We start from the raw sequence: 21,600 nt of genomic DNA, 5'->3' as shown, positions 1-21,600 counted from the left end.
ATGACACCTGAGCAACAACGTCACGCCGCCCAGCTCGATTTCGTCGCCAACGGGGCCGAGCTGGAAATCGGCACGCCTGCAGACTGTCCGCTGCCCCTTGAGCAACTGGTCGCCACCCAGGGCGACGAGCCCTATGTACGCGAGCGCTTCAGCGCGGGCCTGACCGCTCACGTCTATCGCATCCATGCCGACGGACAGGACTGGACGCTCAAACGCGCCCGCAGCCAGTGCAAGGTGCAGAACATCGACGGGCAGACCAGCTTTCTCAACGAGATCCAGCGGCGCGCCGACCTGCGTCAGCTCAAGCGCGACCCGCTGCTCGGCGAGCGGTTGAGTGCCATTGTCGATACCCGCTACGGCAGCTTTCGCCAGGGTGTGCTGCTGTCGCCATGGATTGATGGGCTGCCCGTCCAGGCGTGGAACGAGCGCCAGCTCACGCAGCTCTTCGACACGCTGGTGGCGCTGCTGCTTGGCGGGCTGTTCGAGTGGGACCTGTGCCCCGGCAATACCCTGGACGATGGCCAGGTGCGGCTGTTCGACTTCGGCTACATGTACCGCTTCGACCCGCTGCGCCAGTTCAACAGCAACGGCACCGCGATGCCGCAGTTCCACGCCGCCGAGCGATTCGAGACGCGTCAGTACTTCGCCCACCTGCTGGGGCTGGAGGAACAAGGCGAACAGCTCGCGCTCGACGCGTTCTCGCTGGAAAAGTGCATCGCACTAGAGGCATACCAACGCCTGCGGGCGGAGCTTGATGCACGCGGCGCCAGCTCGACAGTGCTCGACTGGCTGAACGGCATCATCACCGGTTGGCGACAAGCGCTGACAGGCAATACAGAAGCACTGTACCTGCAGGAAGCCTGGCGCTCGCACTGGCTCGACCTGCACGACGACCTCGGCGGCCAGACCTGCTCGCCCTCCACCCTGGCGCGCATCGACTGGCTGAAACAGGCCGTCCGCGAGCGTCACCGGGATCTGCAGCGCCTGACAGCTGCGGGGCCCGCCGCGCCCCTGCTGGCTGAGCTGCACGAAGCTCGGCGCCTGGCGACGCAATGGCAGGTGGCGTGACATGACTCGAATCGTTCGATTAATGCCAGCTTCAGATCGGCATAAAACGACGCCCGGCGCGTCTTTGATATGGCACACGTGCTCCGGCGGCATCAACCTCGGGCCGCAGTGCGGCATCTCGCGGGTGTCACCGATTTAAAACAGGAACGGCGCAACCACGGTCGCCTCTCGGCACGCCGTGGCTTGGGTCGGATCGGCTATCGCTCCTGCAACGACTCCACGCCCAACTCGTCGTAGACTTCCTCGGCGAGATGGAAGGTCGCGTTGGCGGCAGGAATGCCGCAGTAGATGGCGCTTTGCAGCAGAACCTCCTTGATCTCGTCGCGGGTCACGCCGTTGTTCTTCGCCGCCCGCAGGTGCAGCTTCAGCTCCCCTTCGCGATTCATCCCGATCAGCATGGCGATGGTCACCAGGCTGCGGGTATGCCGCGGCAAACCGGGACGCGTCCAGATATCGCCCCAGGCATGACGGGTGATCATCTCCTGGAACTCTTCGTTGAACGGCGTGACGTTTTTCAGGCTGCGGTCCACGTGAGCATCGCCCAGCACCGCGCGGCGCACTTGCATGCCGGCTTCGTAGCGTTCTTTCTCATCCATCGTATTTCATTCCCGTGTGGGTGGTTGATCAGCGCTGCATGCACGCAGCCGCGGATAGAAGCAAAAAATCAGATCGCCTGGTGCTCGGCCACGGCGCGCTCGACCCAACGCCGCGCCTGTCCCAGGTAGCAGGCCGGATCGAGCAGACGATCGAGCTCGGCGTCGTTCAGCTCGTTGCGCACCGCTGCGGTCTCGCCCAGTACCCCGCGCAAGTGACGACCTTCGGCCACGGCGCGCTTGCAGCACTGTTCGACCAGATGATGTGCGGCGTCGCGGCCAATACGCTGCGCCAGGGCGATGCTCACGGCTTCGGCGAGCAGCAGTCCGCGGGTCTGTTCGAGATTGCCGCGCATACGCTCGCTGTCGACTTCCAGCTCGGCCAGCGCGGTCAACGCCTGCTGCAGCGACCCGGACACCAGGCAGCACAGCTCCGGCAGGGTTTCCCACTCGGCGTGCCAGAGACCCAGGCTGCGCTCATGCTCCTGCGGCATGGCGCTGAGCAAGGTGGCGACCAGTCCGGGCGCGCGGGTGGCTGCGCTGATCATGACCGCACTGCCGACCGGGTTGCGTTTGTGCGGCATGGTCGATGAGCCGCCCTTGCCCGGCGCGGACGGCTCGAACACCTCGCCGACATCGGTCTGCATCAGCAGCGACAGGTCCCGCCCGAGCTTGCCGAGACTGCCGGCGATCATGCCCAGCAGTGCGGCGAACTCCACCAACCGATCGCGCTGGGTATGCCAGGGCTGTTCGGGCAGCGTCAGCTGCAGCTCGTCTGCCAGCGCCTGAGACACCGGCCAGCCCTGCTCACCCAGCGCCGCCAGCGAACCGGAGGCGCCGCCGAACTGCAGGCTGAGCAACCGCGGCTTGATTGCCTGCAGTCGCTCGCGATGGCGCGTCACCGCGCCCAGCCAGCCGGCAATCTTCATTCCCAGGGTCACCGGTGTCGCGTGCTGCAGCCAGGTGCGACCGGCCATGGGCGTATCGGCGTGACGTTCGGCCTGCTGCGCCAGCGTCGCGCCCAGGCTCGCCAGATCCTGCTCCAGCAGGCTGATGGCCTGACGCAGCTGCAAGACCAGGCCGGTGTCCATCGCATCCTGGCTGGTGGCGCCGAAGTGCACATACTTCTCCGCCTCGGCGTCGTCTTGCGCGATGCGCTTGCCCAGTGCCTTGACCAGAGGGATGGCCGAATTGCCGGCGATGGCGATCGCCTGAGCCAGGGCAGCCGGATCATAGAGTTCGGCCTTGCAAGCCGCCTCGATGGGGCCGACCGCCGTTGGCGGGATCACCCCGCAACGCGCCTCGGCGCGGGCCAGTGCGGCCTCGAAATCGAGCATGCCCTGCAGCCGACCATCGTCGGAAAACACCGCACGCATTTCGGCACCGGTGAAATAGGCATCGAAGAGTTGATTGCTGGGCCGATTCAAAACCTGTGCTCCTGCTCTAGAAATGGTTTCCAACATCGACGTTTCGCACGCCGCTGCTGGTCGATCAAGTTAACGCCCGCCCCTAAGCGCGTGAATCGATAAAGCGAGCCATGGCGCGGTTATCGAACGGTTTTCGCTGCATCCGTCAGGTCATCGCCCACAGGAAAAAACTGATGCTCAGGAACGAAACGATGGTTGCCGCCACCAGTGCCGCGGCACAACGCCCTTCCAATCCGTAACGCGCCCCGAGGATCGGATAGATGCTCATCATTGGCGCTGCGGCCATCAGCACACCCGCCGAGGCCAGCACCGGATCGGACACCGGGATCACGGCGAAACACAGCAGAATCATCAGCGGATGGACGATCAGCTTGCCAATCGCCATCTGCCCCACGTCCATTCCCAGGCCACTGACTTTCATACCGTAGAGACTGGCTCCGATCACGAACAGCGCCACGGGCGCGGAGGCCAGCGCCAGCATGTCGATCACCCGCATCAGCACCGCGGGCGGGCGCAACTCGAACAGCGCCAGCAGCAACGCGAGCGTGATGGCTATCAGAATCGGATGGCGGACCAGGCTTGCCAGCGTGCCACGCAGCGCAGGCCAAAAACCGTTCGCGCTCTGCCGTCCCAGTTCGGCCAGCGTGAGCGCCAGGGGAATCATCAGCAGATTCTCGACCATCATCCCCAACGCCAGCGCCACGGCGGCCGGCGAACCAATTGCCATGGCCACGATGGGGTAACCGACGAAGCCGCTATTGGATACCGACATGCCCAAGCCGACCAGCGCACTTGCGCTGAGGCTGTCCTTGCGCACCCACCGCGCAAACGCGTAGCCCAGACCAAACACCAGCAGCGAGCCAAGGCCATAGCCAACCAGGTAATTCCAATCGACCACCTCGGTCAGTGGCCGGTCCAACAGCGCTTTGATCACCAGCGCTGGCAGCGCGAAAGTGATGACGAAGCGTCCCATGCCTGCAGCCTGGTCACGACTGACCAGCCCCGCGCGGCAGGAAAAAAACCCGATCGCGATAAGGATAAAGATCGGCGCGGTGATACCAAGGATCGAGAGCATTCAGTCACTCATCCTGTCGAAGAGAGCCCCCAAGGGGCAGAGCTGCCGCAAACGACTGCGGGTACGCGCGAAGTCCACATGCCCACCGACACTGAGCAAGTGCTCGGGGCTCGCTTCGGCGACCAGCAGCAGCCGTACGCCACTGTCATACAGGATGTCGATCAGATTGAGAAAACGCTGCTGGACGTCGATGCCTTCGCGGTCGAGGGCCGTCACGCCGGTCAAGGCCAGCCGCTCGAACTGACGGGTCAACCACAGAAAGTCCGCACTGGAGCGCGGCAGCCGGCAAAGCTCGTCGAAATCCAGCCAGGCCTGCCCGTTCTCGCGAGCGCGCAGGCGCAGCGGGCGATGATTGACCTCGACGGTCACCTCGCGCTCGGCCTCCGCAGACAACGGCAAGTGCGTGGCGATCCATTCGGCCAGATCGCCACGCGGCATCGGCGCATATTCGCCCCAGACGTACCCGCTCTCGACCCGCAATCGATAATCTTCGCCGCCCTCGAGGTTGTAGACATCGAAACGCTGCTCGATGAGTTCGATGGCAGGTTTGAAGCGATCCCGATAGAGCGGGTTCGGACACAGGTCGCAAGGCGGGTAATTGGAGGTCGCGACCAGCCCCACGCCCTGCCCCACCAAGTGGTCCAGCAAGCGCCCCAGCAACATCGCATCGCCGATGTCATGCACGTGGAACTCGTCGAAACAGAGCAAACGCGTGCGTTCGGCAATCTCACGGGCAATTACCGCCAGCGGATCGGGCTGGCCGCTGATCTGCTTCAGGCGCAGCTGCACTTCATGAAGAAAGGCATGGAAATGCACCCGCCGCTTGGCCTCCAGCGGTGCCGCGGCAAAGAACGCATCCATGACGAAACTCTTGCCGCGACCGACTCCGCCCCATAGATAAACGCCGGCCTTCGGTGCGCGCAGCCAGCCACGCCGACCGCGCAGCCAGGCATCCAACCAGCGAGCGAGGCGTTCGATGGCTAATTGTTGGGACGAGTCGGGGCTGTAACCGCGCGCCGCGAGCGACGCCCGAAAGCCTTGGTGAATCTGCGCAGCAACAGTCTGCGCAGGCGGTTTGTCGATCATTGGCCGCGAATCAGAAGTCAAAGAAAACGGTTTCTCCCTCACCCTGCAGACGAATGTCGAAGCGATAGGCCAGCTTCCCATCGACTTCGCAGCGCCGGGCGACCAGCGTTTCGCGCCGCTGAACCCATTCAATGGAGTTGAGCACCGGATCCTGCGTATTGGCGCTGACTTCGTCGTCGAAGTAAAGGCGCGTGTGCAAATGGATGTTGATACCACGGGCGAACAGGGACAGGTTCACATGCGGCGCCATCATCACGCCGGCGCGATCCATCACCGAGCCGGGCTTCACCGTTTGCATCGTCCATTCGCCGCTTTCGAACATCGTGGCCGTACGGCCAAAGCTGTTGAACGGCTGCTCCGGGTCGAAGCGACTGTGGTACACGCCGGCGTGGTCGGCCTGCCAGAACTCCAGAAAAGAGTCACGCACCAGCTGACCCATGCCGTCAAACACCTGCCCGATCAGCAGAATGTGCTCACCGGGGGCACTCGGCTTGGCCATCTCGTTCCAGATTTCCAGCTCGCGAACGGGGTTGCCAGCAGCGGCTGACGCCAGGCCGATATGAACGTAGGGTCCAGCCGTCTGGGAAGGGGTTTCCGATAGCAGTGATACTGGCATGTTCTTCTCCTTCTCAGCGGGTTTCGAAATGGGTTTTACGCTGGCCACGCAGCACGATATCGAAGCGATAGGCCAGGCAATCCATGGGATTGGCCATGCCCATGTCGAGCTTGGCGATAAGGCTCTGCACCGCCTCCGGATCACCGAGGGTCTTGACGATCGGACACAGCGGGATCAGCGGGTCGCCTTCGAAATACAGCTGCGTGATCAGGCGGGTGGAAATCGACGGACCGCTGATGGATACGTGGATATGCGCCGGGCGCCATTCGTTCGGGCCATTACGCCACGGATACGGGCCAGGCTTGATGGTGCGGAAAACATAGTTGCCTTCGCTGTCGCTCAGCGTACGACCGACGCCGCCGAAGTTCGGATCGAGGGGCGCGACGTAGCGATCGTTCTTGTGCCGATAGCGCCCGCCTGCGTTGGCCTGCCACATTTCCACCAGCGTATGCGGAATCGGCTTACCGTACTGATCCATCACCCGGCCCGAGACGATGATGCGCTCGCCGATAGGCAGCCCGCCGTTATCGAAGTTGAGCAGCAGGTCGTTGTCATGCTTGCCGAATTTAAGGTGCGAGAAATCCGGTCCGGTGGTCTCGGAAATCGAAGGCGCCAGGGTGATCAGCGCCTGTTGCGGGGAGCGGGCCACCGACGTCTTGTAGTCGGGCGTCAGCGCCTTGGGATGCCAGTTGCGGTCTCGCGCGACGAACAGGCTGGTGTCCAGATCGGACATGGCAATCTCCTTTTCTTGGAATTGGAAGGCGTTCTAGCAGGCGAGCTCCAGTGTGCGGCAGGCTGCCGCAGGCGAACACTGAAAAGCTGTCTTATATCCATAACCATACGGTTATGGATGATCACGAAAACCCGCTGCGGCTTCTCTCAGCGCCTCACAGCACCATTGCATCGCCAAGCTGGCCGGAAGGGTCGGATTGGTGCAGATGCCAACGGAGCCGCCCGGCTCTTTCAAACCGAGCTCCAGCTCCTGAAGCTGCCCCGTCGACAGGTCCTCGCGCACCGCGTCGAGCGGCGCTACCCAAACCGCATCGCTGAGGCGCACGTACTGCCTGCTGAGTGCAACCGACAGGGTTTCGAGCCGCCGCGGCGGCGGGCTGATGCCGAGCTGGATGAACAGGCTGTCGGCATGCCGCCGAATGGTGGTGCCGCTTTGCGGCAGGACCACCGGAAACTCGCCCAGACGACCGCGATCACCGTCGAGCAATTCGTGTCCCGGGCGAACCACCAGGGTCATGGATTCGCTATATAGATGTTCGAAACTGAGGCCCTCGATCTGCGGCGCATCGGTCATACGCCCGACCACCAGATCCAGCTCGCCGCCGCGCAGCTGGCCCAGCAGGTAGGCGCTGGGGCCGGTTATCACGCTCACCACCAGCGCCGCGTGCTGATCGTGGAGCCGCCGTACCACCTCCGGCAGCAGCGAGCTTTCCACGGTAGACAGTGCACCCAGACGCACCGCGCCGGCCTCGTGCTCGCCGGCGCGCAGGCTGCGCACGCCCTCGCGCAACGCCTGCACGCTCGGACCGGCGTAACGCAAAAAAGCCTGCCCGGCCGCTGTCAGGGTCACGCCCTGCTTGCTGCGGTCGAACAGGCTCGCCTCGAGCAGCTCTTCCAGTTCCTTGAGCGTCTTGGAGATTGCCGGCTGGCTGACCGACATGACGTCGGCCGCACGCGCCAGACTGCCTTGCCGGGATACCTCGATGAAGCACAACAGATGACGAAACTTGATGCGGCTATCGAGATTCACTGTGATCGGCCTTTGGTTCGCGACGGAAACTACCAAAGGCCATTGTCCACAAAGCCCGGCCGGGTGTCAGAACAAAACCGGCGGTCAGCCACAACCTGACGTGTGCGCTAACAGGCCGTTGGAAATCTAGACAAGGCAGCCGAGCTTGTTTTCAACGCAACATCGGCAACGCAGGTGGTTATCTCAACGGCCTGCCGATCAGAAGCGGCCGCTGGTGATTACCCCCGCCGCGGTCGTGGCCGTGTTGTTTCCGCCTGGCTGCCAGCGCTTCACCTCCGTCGGATTGGTTTCGCTGCGCACAATGCATTTCCATTCCAGTGCCTGCTGGGCCGGCAAATCGATGCTTCCCTTCCAGGTCGGATAGCTGCTGACATCAGTCAATCGCACCGCGTTGGCCGGAGCCCAACCACCGAGCTGAGTCAGGTTGCCGACGGCATACACGCTGTCGCCAGGTTGGGTGATGCCGTTGTCGCAGCGAAAGTTGATGCTGACCAGGCTGCCGCCTTCGCCGCCTCCGTTGTCGCCATCTCCGCCGCCGGTACTGCCGGTGGTCCAGATACGCAGTTGGCCACTGTCCTGGTTCAGCGCCTGGTTGAAGCTACCGCTACTGACCTGGGCAGGGTCGATCAGGTCCGAGCCCAACGCGATCACCAGCGTTTGCGCGGTGCCGTGGACGGTTGCTACCAGGCCGGAATAACCATTGTGGAACTCGATCGCCGAATCAGCCCGCACACCTGCGGCGCGGCGGATCTTAATCAACTGACGAATCAGATCGCCGTAGCCCCAGTCATACATATGTGACCAATACACCACTGGCGTGCCGGGGCTGGAAAGGATGTAGGCGTAGGCCTGGCGCACCAGATCATCGCGCAGCGCCCAATGGTGCTGCCCACCGTTCTGCCCGGGCGAATAACCGGTGTCGTGGTTGTCAACGAAGGTCACCGCCACCTCGCGCCAGCGCGGGTCCGGGTTGCCATTCAGACCGTTCTTCCAATCGGCGATCGAGCCGTTCTGCATGCGTTCCTTGAGGGCGAAATCGAACACGGGGCACTTGGCCCGATCAGACCAGTCCTTGATCACCTGCTGCCAGCTGGCCGTGTTGCGCCAATCCCAACTCGGATACTCGGCCGGCGCTTTCCACAGTTCACCGACGCAGAAGGCGTTGTCGTGGGCGGCACCCATCCAGCTATCAACCCGTTCACCGGCGTAACCGCGGACGAAATCGAAGCGGAAGCCACCGGCTCCATATTGGCTGCGCAGGTTGGCGAATTCGTCCCGGAACATCCCATAGACCTGCGGATTGGCGGTATTTAGATCGGCATCGCCGCCGATGAAACGATCGCCATCGTCGCAATCGTTGGGGTAGTTGCCCGGGTCGGCGCAATCGTTGCGCCAGAAGCCCTGGCCGGCCGGCAGGTTGATTTCCTTGTCTGGGTAGCCCCGGTTCATGTGGTTGGGCACCACGTCATACAACACTTTCACCTCAGCGGCGTTAAGCGCGGCGGCCGCCTGCTTGAGCTGGGAGTCAGTGCCGTAGCGACCGTTCTTATTGAAATCTTGCCAGAAGTAACCTTCGCCACCACCGGAATTGGCGCCGTCGCTCCAGCTGGAAAAGTCGCGCCAGGGCACCGGCATCCAGATCGCGCTGAAGCCGTCGGAGGCGATCGTCGGTGCCATGCTGCGCAGTCGTTGGGCGATTCACGAACCACATTCCAGTGAAAACCCTGGAGGATGATCTCATCGCCTCCGTGATAACGGACTCCAGCCGGGCTTTTGCTCGCGAGATCGGCCGCCTGAGCGCTGCTCAGGGTCAATAGCAGGGAAGAAACCGCCAGGGTAAGGCGGGCGGAAGACAGAGCGTGTTTCATCGAAGTGGCTCCACTTTTGTAATTGTTGTGAGCACCCGACTACGGGAACCAGCTCCCCGGATGACAGGGCGCAGATGGTGTTGCGAACACCACCTACCGGGCCAGACTGCCGCGCCAGACGCCCCCGCCATACCTCCCTCCTGGATTTTTCCCGGGCTTAGTGGCCAGGCGTAGTGCGCCCGGCGATGCATGCCCATCTCCCTCCTCCCCCGCTACGCCCTGCCGCTCCGCCTCGAAAAAAAACGGTCGGGAGGATGTTGCGATCGTCGCCGATCCGCAGGCTTTCGTTCACCGCCAGCCCGATCCGGCAATCGACCGGGGCGATGTTGGCGCTGCGGCTGGCAGTCCCTCGCCGGCGGTACCAGACCAACAAAAAGAACAAAGGACTTTCGCGATGAACCGGCAACAATCCGTACGTCTTCTGCAACCCACCCTGCTTTGCGCGGCCATGATGGCGGCCATGCCTTCACATGCGGTGGATTTCCACGGCTACATGCGCTCCGGCGTCGGCGCCACTGCTGGCGGCGGCGACCAGGCCTGCTTTCAGGCTGCGGGCGCACCGGCCAAATATCGCCTCGGTAATGAGTGCGAAACCTATGCCGAAATCGGCCTGGGTCAGGAGGTCTGGAAAGAAGGCGAACAGAGCTTCTACGTCGACAGCATGATCGCCTACAACTCGCGCCAGGCTAACGACTGGGAAGCGACCCGCACCGACACCAATGGCGATGCCAACAACCCCTTCGATGAAGGCGGGGACGTCGCGATCCGCCAATTCAACGTGGTCGGCCACAACCTGATCGAGAGCCTGCCGGGCGCCGACATCTGGGCCGGCAAGCGCTACTACAAGCGCCACGACGTACACATCAACGATTACTACTACTGGGACGTATCCGGTCCGGGCGCGGGCATCGAGGACATCGATCTGGGCTTCGGTAAAGCCAGCATCGCCTGGATCCGCAACACCGACGGTGATTGGACCTACCAGGGTTCGGGTACCGGAACCAACATCGCCAACGATACCCTCGACTTCCGCCTGGCCGAGATCGACGTCAACCCCAACGGCAAGCTCGAAATCGGCTACGACTACGGCAAGGCCAACCTCACCGACGAGCAGGAAAGCGACCCGGGGTACACCGATCAGAAAGGCCACCTGGTCACCCTCGAACACACCCAGGCCAACTGGTTCGGTGGCTACAACAAGCTGGCGCTGCAATACGGCACCGACGGGATCATCGGCAGCAGCGGGCGCAACAGCACTGGCAACAGCGATGGGGACATGCTCCGTCTGGTCAACCAGGGCGTGGTCGGCATCACCGACAACATCGAGATGATGTACGTGCAGATTTACGAAGACCGCGACTTCGACAACGACTCCGGCCAGAAATGGCTCTCCTTCGGCGTGCGCCCGGTCTACAAGTGGACCGACACCATGAGCACCGCGCTGGAGTTCGGTTACGACCGCATCGACCCGCAGGCCGACGGCGAGCGCAGCCGTGATCTGAAGAAACTCACCCTCGCCCAGCAGTGGTCGGCCGGCCGCAGCTTCTGGGCCCGTCCGCAGATTCGCGTATTCGCCACCTACGCCCAGTGGGATGGCGGCCGCTACCAGGCTGCAAGCGAATCCATAGACGCGGGCGAAGACGATGGCATTACCTTCGGCGTCCAGGCTGAAGCATGGTGGTAAGCGCCTGAGCCCGGCGCGCCGCAGCGGTACTCCTCCCGCTGCGCCCGCCGACCAGTGCATTGCTCGACTTCCGCTCCCACCGTTCCGGCGGTGTTTTTAACCCCGACCGTGGCTGGTCGGGGTCTTTTTTCGATTGGCGACTGGAGTTGCCCTTATGAGCAATCTGAGATTTTCCCTGCTTGGCCTCGCCGTGCTGCTGGTTGCCGGCTGTGGCAGTGATCCCCTGCGCCGGGTCGATGCCTTGGCGCATACGCCTGCGCCACTGGAGCAGTCAGTAAGCAGCGCGCGTCAGGCATTGGCAGATGCGTCGATCTGCTGCGACGCGATCGCGGACTTTCCGTTCCAGCCGATTCCCGTGACCTTCAGCGGTGACGTAATGCTGGATGCCGCGGCCCCGGCCTACCGCTTCGACAGCGGCAAGAGCTTCTTCCGGGCCTTCGCCCTACCCAAGGACAGCAAGTCCTTCGAGATTCGCCTCTACAGCCAGGCCGGCAAGACCGTGCTGGCCCCGCGCGCCATGCTGCTTGACAGCCGCTTGCGCCCCACGCGCATCCTCGATGCCGACGACTTCATCTATGCTCCCGCCGCCGGCCTGAAGGGCGACAGCCTGGATGCGCGCCTACGCGTCGATCGCACCTACCTGGATAACCCCGGCAATGAGTATTACCTGGTGCTTTTCACCAGCGCAGACCAACTCTCGGGCCAGACCACCCTGGAACACCCCGCCAAGGCCTATGCCAAGGCGCTGGGCAACGAGCCGCCGAGTCTACCCGACCCGGTTGCGCAGCATTCACCCACTGGTGTGATCAAGATGGTGCTGATCGAGGACAAAGCCGCGGGACAGCAGGCCAACACCTATGTACCGGCGTATAGCACCGGTCGCGAAATGGGCAACGATCTGCCTTCCGTACCCGCGCCCGCGGTGCTGCCGGAAACCCAGGCCTACTATCGCCAGGGAATCGATGCGGCGCTGGCCAGCAAGGACCTCGAGCGTGCGCTGCGACTGGCCGACGAAGCCGCGCGGATCGGCGATTCGCAGGCCAAGGCCTATCTACTCGAACGCATCGAGATCAAGTAAAAACAGCGTGGCGACCAGCATTCAGCGTCGGTCGCCACGCAGCAGACTGACCTGCGCCTGTAGCTGCTGGCGAGTGGCCTCGCTCGCTGCGACAGGCGCGCTGGCGAACAGGTCGACTCGCGACCAGACTCGCCGGAAGAACCCCTTGTTCGGATCGCGACTGAAGAAACTCCCCCACAGCCCGCGCAGCGCCATGGGCACCACCGGCACCGGATTCGCCTCAAGAATGCGCTCCACCCCGGCCTTGAATTCGTTGATCTCGCCATCGGTGGTGAGCTTGCCTTCCGGAAAGATGCAAACCAGTTCGCCATTGCGCAGGTAGTGGCTGATGCGCTCGAAGGCCTCGGTGTAAATGGTTTCATCCTCGTGCCGAGCGGCGATAGGCACCGCACCCGCGGTACGGAAGATGAAATTCAGCACCGGGATTCGGAAGATCTGGTAGTACATGACGAAGCGCACCGGCCGGCGTACTGCTCCGGCGATCAGCAGCGCATCGACGAAGGACACATGGTTGCAGACCAGCACCGCCGGGCCTTCCTCAGGTATCGCGTCGAGCCCCTGCTGACGCACGCGATACATGGAGTGGCCGAGCAGCCAAACCAGAAAGCGCATGCTGAATTCCGGCACGATGCTGAAGATATAGGCGCCGACGGCCACGTTCATCAGCGATACGACGAGGAACAGCTGCGGAATCGACAGCCCGGCGACAGTCAGCAGCAGGATAGCCACCAAGGCCGACGTGACCATGAACAACGCATTGAGAATATTGTTCGCCGCAACCACCCGCGCCCGCTCCTGCTCGGCAGTGCGTGACTGAATCAAGGCATACAGCGGCACGATGTAGAACCCACCGAACACACCGATCCCCAGCACCGATCCGAGGATCCACCAGGCCTGCCCGAACCCCAGCAATTCCAGCCAGTCATGCGGCATCGCGCCCTGCGGGAAGCCACCGGAATTCCACCACAGCAATAGGCCGAACAGCGTCAGGCCGAAGGAGCCGAACGGCACCAGCCCGATTTCCACCTTGTGCCCGGAGAGGCGCTCGCAGAGCAGCGAGCCGAGCGCGATACCCACCGAAAAGACGGTCAGAATCAGCGTGACGACGGTTTCATCGCCATGCAGCAAATCTTTCGAATAGGCCGGAATCTGGGTCAGGTAGGTCGCACCGAGAAACCAGAACCACGAGTTACCGATCAGCGAGCGAGACACCGAGAGACGCTGCCCCAACCCCATGCGCAAGATGGCGCCGGTCTGGCACAACAGGTTCCAGTCCATCTGCAGGGAGGGTAACGAGGCGCCCGTTGCGGGCACTCCACGGCTGGCGAGATAGCCGGCGACGGCCACCAGCACCACGCTGACCGCGATCAGCTGGGCATAGCCCTCACTGGCCATCATCACTCCGGCGGTGATGGTCCCAGCGAGAATCGCCAGAAAGGTCCCCATTTCCACCAGCGCGTTGCCGCCGACCAGCTCGTGATCTTCGAGCAGCTTGGGCAGTACCGAATATTTGACCGGACCGAACAGCGCCGACTGGGTGCCCATGCAGAACAGCACGGCCAGCAGCAGTGGCAGGTTGCCCAGCAACATACCCGCCCCACCGGCAAGCATGATGAAAATTTCGCCGGCCTTGATGGCACGGATCAGCCGCTCTTTGGGATATTTCTCGCCCAACTGCCCGCCAAATGCGGAGAACAGAAAGAACGGCAGGATGAACAACAGCGCGCACAGGTTGATCAGCAGGCTGGCATCGGCATTCGAGCCGATCTTGTAAAGGATCGCCAGGATCAATGCCTGCTTGAACAGGTTGTCGTTGAAGGCGCCCGACAGCTGGGTCAGGAAGAACGGCAGGAAGCGCCGCTTGCCGAAAAGGGTGAACTGCGAATGTGGAGCGGTCATCGATCCGGTTCCGTGGAAAAGACGTCAACGATTGGAGCATGGCGAACGGCGCCAGGGAATATCAGGCCGTTGCCAGCACGGCAGCCTGGGCGCCTGATCACAACGGCAACTGACCAAGCCCCCAGCGCAATAGGAAGAAGCACAGCAAGCCGCCGGCGATGGTCGCCAGCAGATTGCGCGTAACCGCCGCAACGACGATCGCGAGTATGCCCGCAAGCAGATAAGCGTTATCCCAGTTCAGCGCCCATTCGCCGGCCGGCATCAGCATGCCCGGCACCACGATGGCGGTCAGCACGGCAACCGGCACGTAATGCAGCCCCTGCTCCACCAGCCGGGGAAAACGCAAATCGGGCCAGGCGAAGAAGCTGTAACGAATCACGAAGGTGATCGCCAGCATGCCCAGAATCAGCAGCCAGGTTTGCATGGGTTCGCCTCCTCCCGCCGACGCTCGGCCCGCTGTTCGAGCCAGACGCCGACGACGATGCCGGCCAGCGCCGCGGCGATCAGGCCCAGCTTGTACGGCAGCTCCCAGGTCAACAACGCCACCACCGCGGCCACCAACGCCGAAGCCACCTGCGGGCGGGTGCGCATCATCGGCACGGCAATGCCAACGAAGGTCGCGATCATGGCGAAATCCAGGCCCCAGCTGGCGATATTCGGTACCGCCTGGCCGAAGGCGATGCCCGCCAGTGTCGCTAGCTGCCAGCTCAGGTACATGGTCAATGCCGCCCCGAGGAAGAACCAGTGTTTGTACGGCGACGCGTCATTGCGGGCATAGCGATGCTGGATGACAGCGAAAGCTTCATCCGTCAGCCAGAAGGCCAGCGGCACCCGCCAGCGGCTCGACAGATGCCGCACGAACGGCTGCAACGCCGCGCTGTAGAGTGCATGGCGCAGGTTGACCACAAAGGTTGTCAGCAATATCACGGCGGCGCCAACGCCACCGGTGATCAAGGTGACGGCAATGAATTGAGCGGAGCCGGCGAACACCAGCGCCGACATGCCGATAGCCTGCCAGGTGGACAGCCCGGCGCCGATCGAGAGCGTGCCGAAGATGATGCCGAATGGAATCGCGCCGACGATCAGCGGAAGGATATCGCGGCAACCGTGCAAGAACTCCTGCAAGCGGGACATCAAGGCTCCTTAGGTGTGCACCGCAGACGATGAAGCGCTACACACCGCCATGGCGGCCGGCGCGTAGAACAATATGAAGACGGATTCATGACCGCGGGACGATCCGCCCGTGGAAACGACAGACATTACCTTATGTTGGCCCCGACAGCGACGGGACCCCGCTTGGGTGAGCGCTGCACTCGTCGGGGCCTCAGGCGTCCGTCCCAGGTCGACCACGGCTGTGCACAGGGTCGTGATCACGCACCCGACGCAGCCCGATAGTCATGTGTTCGCCCGCGCCTCCAATGTGTCTTTGACGGCTGGCCATTCACGGTCGGTAATGCTGTAGAGGACGGTGTCGTCCAACCGCCCATCCGCGAGGCGGCGATGATTACGCAGCAGCCCTTCACGTTGAGCGCCGAGTTTTTCGATAGCGCGTTGCGAGCGCAGATTGCAGGCAGCGGTCTTCAGCTGCAGGCGCACCAGTTGCCATTCCTCGAAGGCGTGCCTGAGCAACAGATACTTGATCGAGGTGTTCAGGCCGCTGCCGTGCTCGGCCTGGTCCAACCAGGTCCAGCCGAGCTCAGCGGCCGGTAGCGCGGGATTGAAATCGGCGAAGCGCGTGGTCCCGACGATGCGATCAGCCATGCGCAAGGTAAAAACCACCGCGTGACCATCGCGTTGCTCGTTGAGCGCAAAGCGATACCAGTCGGGGCGCAGGGGCCCGCTGAGGTAGATCAGCTCGTCGCGGTTGCGCTCGGCCAGCTCCACCAGGGTCGGAATGTCGGCTTCTGCAAGCGGCTCCAGGCGCAAGGCGCCTCTGTGCAAAGTGACCGGGCACGGCGTGAACATCGAATATCCTCCAGATAGGGCTGGGTCGCTGTTGTGATCATTGCGCAGGCGGGAAGTGCCCCGCGACTGCTCCGCCTGTGTGACCCTGCTCACCTCGAGAAGCGCCTGGCCTTGACCATTCATACGATCGACACCGAACCTGCCATCCTGCACGAACGGCCAAGCCTGCCAGGCAACCGTCTAGCGCGGCGCTTTCACCCGTGCCGCCCGCAGCGACCCACCTCATGCGACCATGGTCGCAGCCGTAACACGCGCAGGCCTTTTACTGCGAAACTTTGCAACGTCATCTACCAATAGGCGGCAGCCTCCGGATAGCGGAGCCCGCCGAGCCTGAGCGGCGGCCTGAACGGTATGCCGGTCGCATAAACGGCACGCTCGGGCCACCATACCGGCTTACGCGAGCACTGCCTGGCCGGCACGTTCAGCCATTGCGCAGCCATGGCCAAAGCTGAAGTCCGCTTTCTATGTGTTGTATGGAGTTCAAATGTCGTTGTCCGGTGGGCTGATCGCGCTGGTCGCCTTTGCTTATATGGCCGTACTGTTTGCCATCGCTTTCTATGGTGATCGCAACAGCGAGCCGATGTCGCCACGTGTGCGCGCCTGGGTCTACAGCCTGTCGCTGGCGGTCTATTGCACCAGCTGGACCTTCTTTGGGTCCGTCGGCCAGGCCGCCGAGCAACTCTGGTCCTTCCTGCCGATTTACCTCGGGCCGATCCTGCTAATGCTGCTGGCGCCACAGGTGATTCAGAAGACCATCATGATCAGCAAGCAGGAGAACATCACCTCCATTGCTGACTTCATTGCAGCCCGCTACGGCAAGTCGCAGTTGCTGGCGGTGATCATCACCTTGATCTGCCTGGTCGGCGTGCTGCCCTACATCGCCTTGCAGCTCAAGGGCATCGTACTGGGCGTGAACCTGCTGATTGGCAATCACGGCGAGGCGGCCGCCGGATCCGGAACGCGGGACACGGCCCTGATCGTCTCCATTGTATTGGCGTTGTTCACCGTGCTGTTCGGCACGCGCAACCTGGATGTCACCGAGCATCACCGCGGCATGGTACTGGCGATCGCTTTCGAGTCGCTGGTCAAGCTGTTCGCCTTCATCGCGGTCGGCGTCTTCGTCACGTTCGGCCTGTATGACGGCTTCGGCGACCTGTTCAACCAGGCCTACGATTCCTCCGAGCTGACCGGCTACTGGGAAGAAACGGTGAACTGGCCATCGATGCTGGTGCAAACCACCGTGGCGCTGATGGCCATCGTCTGCCTGCCGCGGCAGTTCCACGTGACCGTGGTGGAGAACATCGAGCCGCGCGACTTCCGGCTGGCGCGCTGGGTGTTCCCGCTGTATTTGTTGCTCGCGGCGGTGTTCGTCATCCCGATCGCGCTGGCCGGGCAGATGCTGCTGCCGAGCGGCGTCACGCCCGACTCCTTCGTGATCAGCCTGCCGTTGGCCGAAGCGCACCCGGCGCTGGCGATGCTGGCCTTCATCGGCGGCGCCTCGGCGGCCACCGGGATGGTCATTGTTGCCAGCGTGGCCCTGTCGACCATGGTGTCTAACGACATGCTGCTGCCCTGGCTGCTGCGCCGCAAGGAGGCCGAGCAACCCTTCGAGGTGTTCCGCCACTGGATGCTCTCGGTGCGCCGCATCAGTATCGTCGCCATCCTGCTGCTGGCCTATGTCAGCTACCGCCTGCTCGGCTCCAGCGCCAGCCTGGCCACCATCGGCCAGATCGCCTTTGCCGCGCTGACCCAGCTGGCCCCGGCGATGGTCGGCGCGTTGTACTGGAAGCAGGCCAACCGGCGCGGCGTGTTTGCCGGCCTCGCCGCCGGCGCGTTGATCTGGGTCTATACGCTGATTCTGCCGCTGCTTGGCTGGCCGTTGGAGATGTTTCCCGGTCTGCAATGGATGTACACCACCGAACTGCCATTCAACACCAGCGCGCTGACGCTGGGCGTCACGCTATCGTTGGTAGGCAATGCAACGCTGTTTTTCTGGGTCTCGATTCTGTCGCAGACCCGCGTCGCCGAGCATTGGCAAGCCAGCCGCTTCATCGGCCAGGAAATCCATGCCACACCCAATGCCCGCCGGCTGCTGGCCGTACAAGTCGAGGATCTGCTGTCGCTGGCCTCGCGCTTCGTCGGTGCCGAGCGCGCGGGGCTCAGCTTCCAGCGCTTCGCCCGGCGTCAAGGGCATGACTATTCACCCAAGCAGCAGGCCGACGGCCAATGGATTGCCCACACCGAGCGCCTGCTCGCCGGTGTTTTAGGCGCTTCATCGACCCGCGCGGTAGTCAAGGCCGCCCTGGAAGGACGTGATATGCAGGTCGACGACGTGGTGCGCATCGTCGGCGAAGCGTCCGAAGTGCTGCAGTTCAACCGCGCATTGCTGCAGGGCGCAATCGAAAACATCACCCAGGGCATCAGCGTCGTCGATCAGTCGCTGCAGCTGGTGGCCTGGAACCACCGGTATCTGGATCTGTTCGAGTACCCGGACGGGCTGGTTTACATCGGTCGACCGATCGCCGACATCATCCGCTACAACGCTGAGCGCGGCCTCTGTGGTCCCGGTGATCCGGACACCCATGTGGCCAAGCGGCTGTACTGGATGCGCCAGGGCCGTGCACACACCTCCGAACGGACGCTACCCAACGGTCGCGTGGTCGAATTGATCGGCAACCCGATGCCCGGTGGCGGCTTCGTCATGAGCTTCAGCGACATCACGGCCTTCCGCGAGGCCGAACGCGCCCTCAAGGAAGCCAACGAAGGTCTGGAGCAGCGCGTCAGCGAACGGACCCAGGAATTGTCGAAGCTGAACAAGGCGCTGACCGCAGCCAAGAGCACCGCCGAGGCTGCCAACCAGTCGAAGACGCGCTTTCTGGCGGCGGTCAGCCATGATCTGATGCAGCCATTGAACGCCGCCAGGCTGTTCTCAGCCGCCTTGTCGCACCAGCATGACGCCCTGCCGAGCGAGGCGCGGGATCTGGTCCGTCACCTGGACAGTTCGTTGCGCTCGGCCGAAGACCTGATCTCCGATCTGCTGGATATCTCACGACTGGAGAACGGTCGCATCACCCCGGATCGCAACCCCTTCCCGCTGGCAACGCTGTTCGACACGCTGAGCACCGAGTTCACCATGCTGGCCGCTGAACAGGGCGTCGACTTCAAAGTGCATGGCAGCCGGCTGCGCGTCGACAGCGATATCCGCCTGCTGCGCCGTGTGCTGCAGAATTTCCTGACCAACGCCTTCCGCTACGCCAAAGGCCGCGTGGTACTGGGCGCGCGCCGTCAAGGTGCCTTTCTGCGCCTTGAGGTCTGGGATCGCGGCCCCGGCATCGCCGAAGACAAACTGCAGGTGATCTTCGAGGAGTTCAAACGATTGGACAGCCATCAAACCCGTGCCGAGAAAGGTTTGGGGCTGGGGCTGGCGATCGCAGACGGCTTCTGCCAGGTGCTCAACCATCCGTTGTCGGTTCGCTCCTGGCCAGGACGGGGCAGCGTGTTCAGTGTGACGGTGCCGATCGCCAGCCAGGCGATCCGGCCGGTCAGCGCCAATGGCAACGCTGAGGCGCAGCAGACCGCGCTAACCGGCATTCAGGTGCTGTGCATCGATAACGAAGACAGCATTCTGGTCGGCATGCACAGCCTGCTGTCGCGCTGGGGCTGCCAGGTCTGGACCGCCAGCAACCGAGCCGAATGCGAGGCATTGCTGAAGGAAGATGTTCGGCCACAGCTGGTGCTGGTCGATTACCACCTGGACCATGGCGAAACCGGTTCGCAGCTGATGGCCTGGCTGCGCACACGTCTCGGTGAGCCAGTGCCCGGCGTGGTGATCAGCGCCGACGGACGCCCGGAACTGATTGCCGCCATCCACGCGACGGGGCTGGATTTTCTTGCCAAACCGGTCAAGCCGGCGGCCTTGCGTGCGCTGATGAGCCGCCACGTCCCGCTGCACTGAGCAGGCAAGCGTGAAGCGTGCGGGTGCTAGTCCTCGGCTTCGAGCGGCGTCTCGGCCCCAGCACGCTCGAGCCAGTCGGTTGGCAAGCGCTTGCTGGCGCGGGCACCCAGGAGTTTCAACTGCTCGGCACGGCCCACCAGATTGCCGCGCCCATCAGTGAGCTTGTTGCGCGCGCCGATATACGCCTTGTCCAGCTGCTGCAGGCGATTGCCGATCTCGTCCAGGTCCTGGATGAATGCAGCGAACTTGTCGTACAGCGCGCCAGCCCGCTCGGCGATCTCCCGGGCGTTCTGGCTTTGCCGCTCCTGCCGCCACAGGCTGTCGATCACTCGCAAGGTGGCGAGCAAGGTGGTCGGGCTGACGATGACGATGTGCTTGCTGTAGGCCTCCTGGAACAAGTCGGGATCGCCCTGTAGCGCCGCAGCGAAGGCGGCTTCGATCGGGACGAAGAGCAGCACGAAATCCAGGCTCTGCAGCCCCTCGAGACGCTGATAGTCCTTGAGCGACAAGCCTTTCAGATGATTGCGCAGCGACAGAACATGCTGCTTGAGCGCTAACGCACGACTGGCGTCATCCTCCGCGCAGGTCAACGCCTGATAGGCGGTGAGGCTGACCTTGGCGTCTACCACCACCTGTTTGTCGCCAGGCAGCTGAATCAGCACGTCAGGCTGGAAGCGCTCGCCGTCCGGGCTCTTTAGGCTGACTTGGGTGTGGTATTCGCGGCCCTTTTCGAGCCCGGCATGTTCCAGCACCCGCTCGAGGATCAGCTCGCCCCAGTTGCCCTGGGTCTTCTGCCCCTGCAGGGCGCGCGTCAGGTTGGTCGCCTCATCGCCCAGACGCTGATTGAGCTGTTGCAGCCGCTCCAGCTCCTTGGCCAGCGAGAAACGCTCGCGCGCCTCGTGTTGGTAGCTTTCCTCGACACGCTTTTCGAACGACTGGATGCGCTCCTTCAGAGGGTCGAGCAGCTGCCCGAGCCGCTCATGGCTGGCCTCGGCGAAGCGCTGTTCCCGTTCCTCGAAAATCTTGCCGGCCAGTTCGGCGAACTGTGCACGCAGTTCGTCCCGAGCCCCCTGGAGATCTTCCAGGCGCTGTTCGTGGGTCTTTTGCTGTTCATTGAGTTCGGCAGTGACCGCAGCGTGAGCGGCGCTCAGCGCACGCAGCTCGGATTGCTGCGCATCGCGCTCGGCCTCGAGATCATTAAGCGTGTCGCGGTTTTCCAGGCGCTGCGTCTGGAGCCACTCGGTCTCACGCCGCAGGGCGGCCAGCTCAGCCTGTAGCGCTGAGCGGGACTCGCTGAGGTCGGCATGGGCAAGACGGCTTGTCTCGAGCTGCGCGCTCAAGCCCTCCTGCGCCAACGTTGCCTGGCTGAGCCGCTCATCGAGCAAGGCCAGCTCGGATTGGCGCTGAGACAGGCGCTGCGAAAGGAAGACCGCAACGGCGGTCAGCAGCACACAGAGGGAACCAAGCCCGGCGAGCAGATAGTTGGGGTCGAGCGGCATGGAGGGCTCCGGCTGAATTGCCGGG

General features: G+C 63.2%; 16 protein-coding genes and 1 pseudogene. 4 read left to right on the top strand and 13 right to left on the bottom strand.

The window, feature by feature from the left end:
• Entirely contained in the window at nt 1-1,068 is a 1,068-nt protein-coding gene (locus CH92_RS07295; RefSeq protein ID WP_025241122.1) for a hypothetical protein, read from the top strand.
• A gap of 197 nt (nt 1,069-1,265) precedes the next feature.
• Here the strand turns inward: CH92_RS07295 and pcaC are convergent, their stop codons facing one another.
• From pcaC to CH92_RS07255, 8 genes and pseudogenes are all read right to left on the bottom strand, one after another.
• The gene (gene pcaC, locus CH92_RS07290; RefSeq protein ID WP_025241121.1) at nt 1,266-1,664 is read right to left on the bottom strand and encodes a 4-carboxymuconolactone decarboxylase; all 399 of its coding nucleotides are present in this window, start codon (nt 1,662-1,664) and stop codon (nt 1,266-1,268) included.
• A gap of 68 nt (nt 1,665-1,732) precedes the next feature.
• A complete protein-coding gene (locus CH92_RS07285; RefSeq protein WP_025241120.1) occupies nt 1,733-3,088 on the bottom strand; it encodes a 3-carboxy-cis,cis-muconate cycloisomerase in 1,356 nt (451 codons plus the stop codon).
• A gap of 145 nt (nt 3,089-3,233) precedes the next feature.
• The gene (locus tag CH92_RS07280; protein WP_025241119.1) at nt 3,234-4,163 is read right to left on the bottom strand and encodes an AEC family transporter; all 930 of its coding nucleotides are present in this window, start codon (nt 4,161-4,163) and stop codon (nt 3,234-3,236) included.
• Complete coding sequence (gene zapE / locus CH92_RS07275) at nt 4,164-5,249, bottom strand: cell division protein ZapE (RefSeq protein WP_038622901.1); 1,086 nt, start codon at nt 5,247-5,249, stop codon at nt 4,164-4,166. It abuts the gene before it with no gap.
• A 10-nt stretch (nt 5,250-5,259) separates the two neighbouring features.
• Entirely contained in the window at nt 5,260-5,865 is a 606-nt protein-coding gene (gene pcaG / locus CH92_RS07270) for a protocatechuate 3,4-dioxygenase subunit alpha (protein WP_025241117.1), read from the bottom strand.
• A gap of 13 nt (nt 5,866-5,878) precedes the next feature.
• Entirely contained in the window at nt 5,879-6,598 is a 720-nt protein-coding gene (gene pcaH / locus CH92_RS07265) for a protocatechuate 3,4-dioxygenase subunit beta (protein WP_025241116.1), read from the bottom strand.
• Nucleotides 6,599-6,709: 111 nt separating this feature from the next.
• Nucleotides 6,710-7,627 carry a pca operon transcription factor PcaQ gene (gene pcaQ, locus CH92_RS07260; protein WP_025241115.1) on the bottom strand — a complete coding sequence of 306 codons (918 nt, stop codon included), beginning with the start codon at nt 7,625-7,627 and terminating at the stop codon, nt 6,710-6,712.
• Between the two features lie 198 nt (nt 7,628-7,825).
• A pseudogene (locus tag CH92_RS07255) lies at nt 7,826-9,495 on the bottom strand (glucan 1,4-alpha-maltotetraohydrolase domain-containing protein).
• Nucleotides 9,496-9,943: 448 nt separating this feature from the next.
• On the opposite strand from CH92_RS07255, the gene CH92_RS07250 reads away from it, so the two are divergent.
• Nucleotides 9,944-11,179 (top strand): maltoporin, encoded by a 1,236-nt coding sequence (locus CH92_RS07250; RefSeq protein WP_423833167.1) that lies wholly within the window; start codon nt 9,944-9,946, stop codon nt 11,177-11,179.
• Nucleotides 11,180-11,333: 154 nt separating this feature from the next.
• A complete protein-coding gene (locus tag CH92_RS07245) occupies nt 11,334-12,257 on the top strand; it encodes a MalM family protein (RefSeq protein WP_025241113.1) in 924 nt (307 codons plus the stop codon).
• A gap of 21 nt (nt 12,258-12,278) precedes the next feature.
• Here CH92_RS07245 and CH92_RS07240 read toward each other — a convergent pair whose 3' ends face one another.
• The 4 genes from CH92_RS07240 to CH92_RS07225 form a co-directional block, all read right to left on the bottom strand.
• On the bottom strand, nt 12,279-14,156 hold the full coding sequence (locus CH92_RS07240; RefSeq protein WP_025241112.1) for an MFS transporter: 1,878 nt from the start codon (nt 14,154-14,156) through the stop codon (nt 12,279-12,281).
• Nucleotides 14,157-14,253: 97 nt separating this feature from the next.
• On the bottom strand, nt 14,254-14,580 hold the full coding sequence (locus CH92_RS07235) for an AzlD domain-containing protein (RefSeq protein ID WP_025241111.1): 327 nt from the start codon (nt 14,578-14,580) through the stop codon (nt 14,254-14,256).
• The gene (locus tag CH92_RS07230; protein ID WP_025241110.1) at nt 14,562-15,290 is read right to left on the bottom strand and encodes an AzlC family ABC transporter permease; all 729 of its coding nucleotides are present in this window, start codon (nt 15,288-15,290) and stop codon (nt 14,562-14,564) included. Before CH92_RS07230 ends, CH92_RS07235 begins: the two co-directional genes overlap by 19 nt.
• 261 nt (nt 15,291-15,551) lie before the next feature.
• A complete protein-coding gene (locus CH92_RS07225) occupies nt 15,552-16,121 on the bottom strand; it encodes a GNAT family N-acetyltransferase (RefSeq protein ID WP_025241109.1) in 570 nt (189 codons plus the stop codon).
• 484 nt (nt 16,122-16,605) lie between these two features.
• Here CH92_RS07225 and CH92_RS07220 point away from each other — a divergent pair, with 484 nt between their 5' ends.
• On the top strand, nt 16,606-20,076 hold the full coding sequence (locus CH92_RS07220; protein WP_025241108.1) for a hybrid sensor histidine kinase/response regulator: 3,471 nt from the start codon (nt 16,606-16,608) through the stop codon (nt 20,074-20,076).
• A gap of 26 nt (nt 20,077-20,102) precedes the next feature.
• Here the strand turns inward: CH92_RS07220 and rmuC are convergent, their stop codons facing one another.
• Nucleotides 20,103-21,575 carry a DNA recombination protein RmuC gene (gene rmuC, locus CH92_RS07215; protein WP_025241107.1) on the bottom strand — a complete coding sequence of 491 codons (1,473 nt, stop codon included), beginning with the start codon at nt 21,573-21,575 and terminating at the stop codon, nt 20,103-20,105.
• Nucleotides 21,576-21,600: the final 25 nt, after the last annotated feature.

This window comes from Stutzerimonas stutzeri (genome assembly GCF_000590475.1).
GTDB classification, from domain to species: domain Bacteria; phylum Pseudomonadota; class Gammaproteobacteria; order Pseudomonadales; family Pseudomonadaceae; genus Stutzerimonas; species Stutzerimonas stutzeri_D.
The sequence above is the reverse complement of the archived record's forward strand: the minus strand, read 5'-3'. Positions and strand labels throughout refer to the sequence as shown.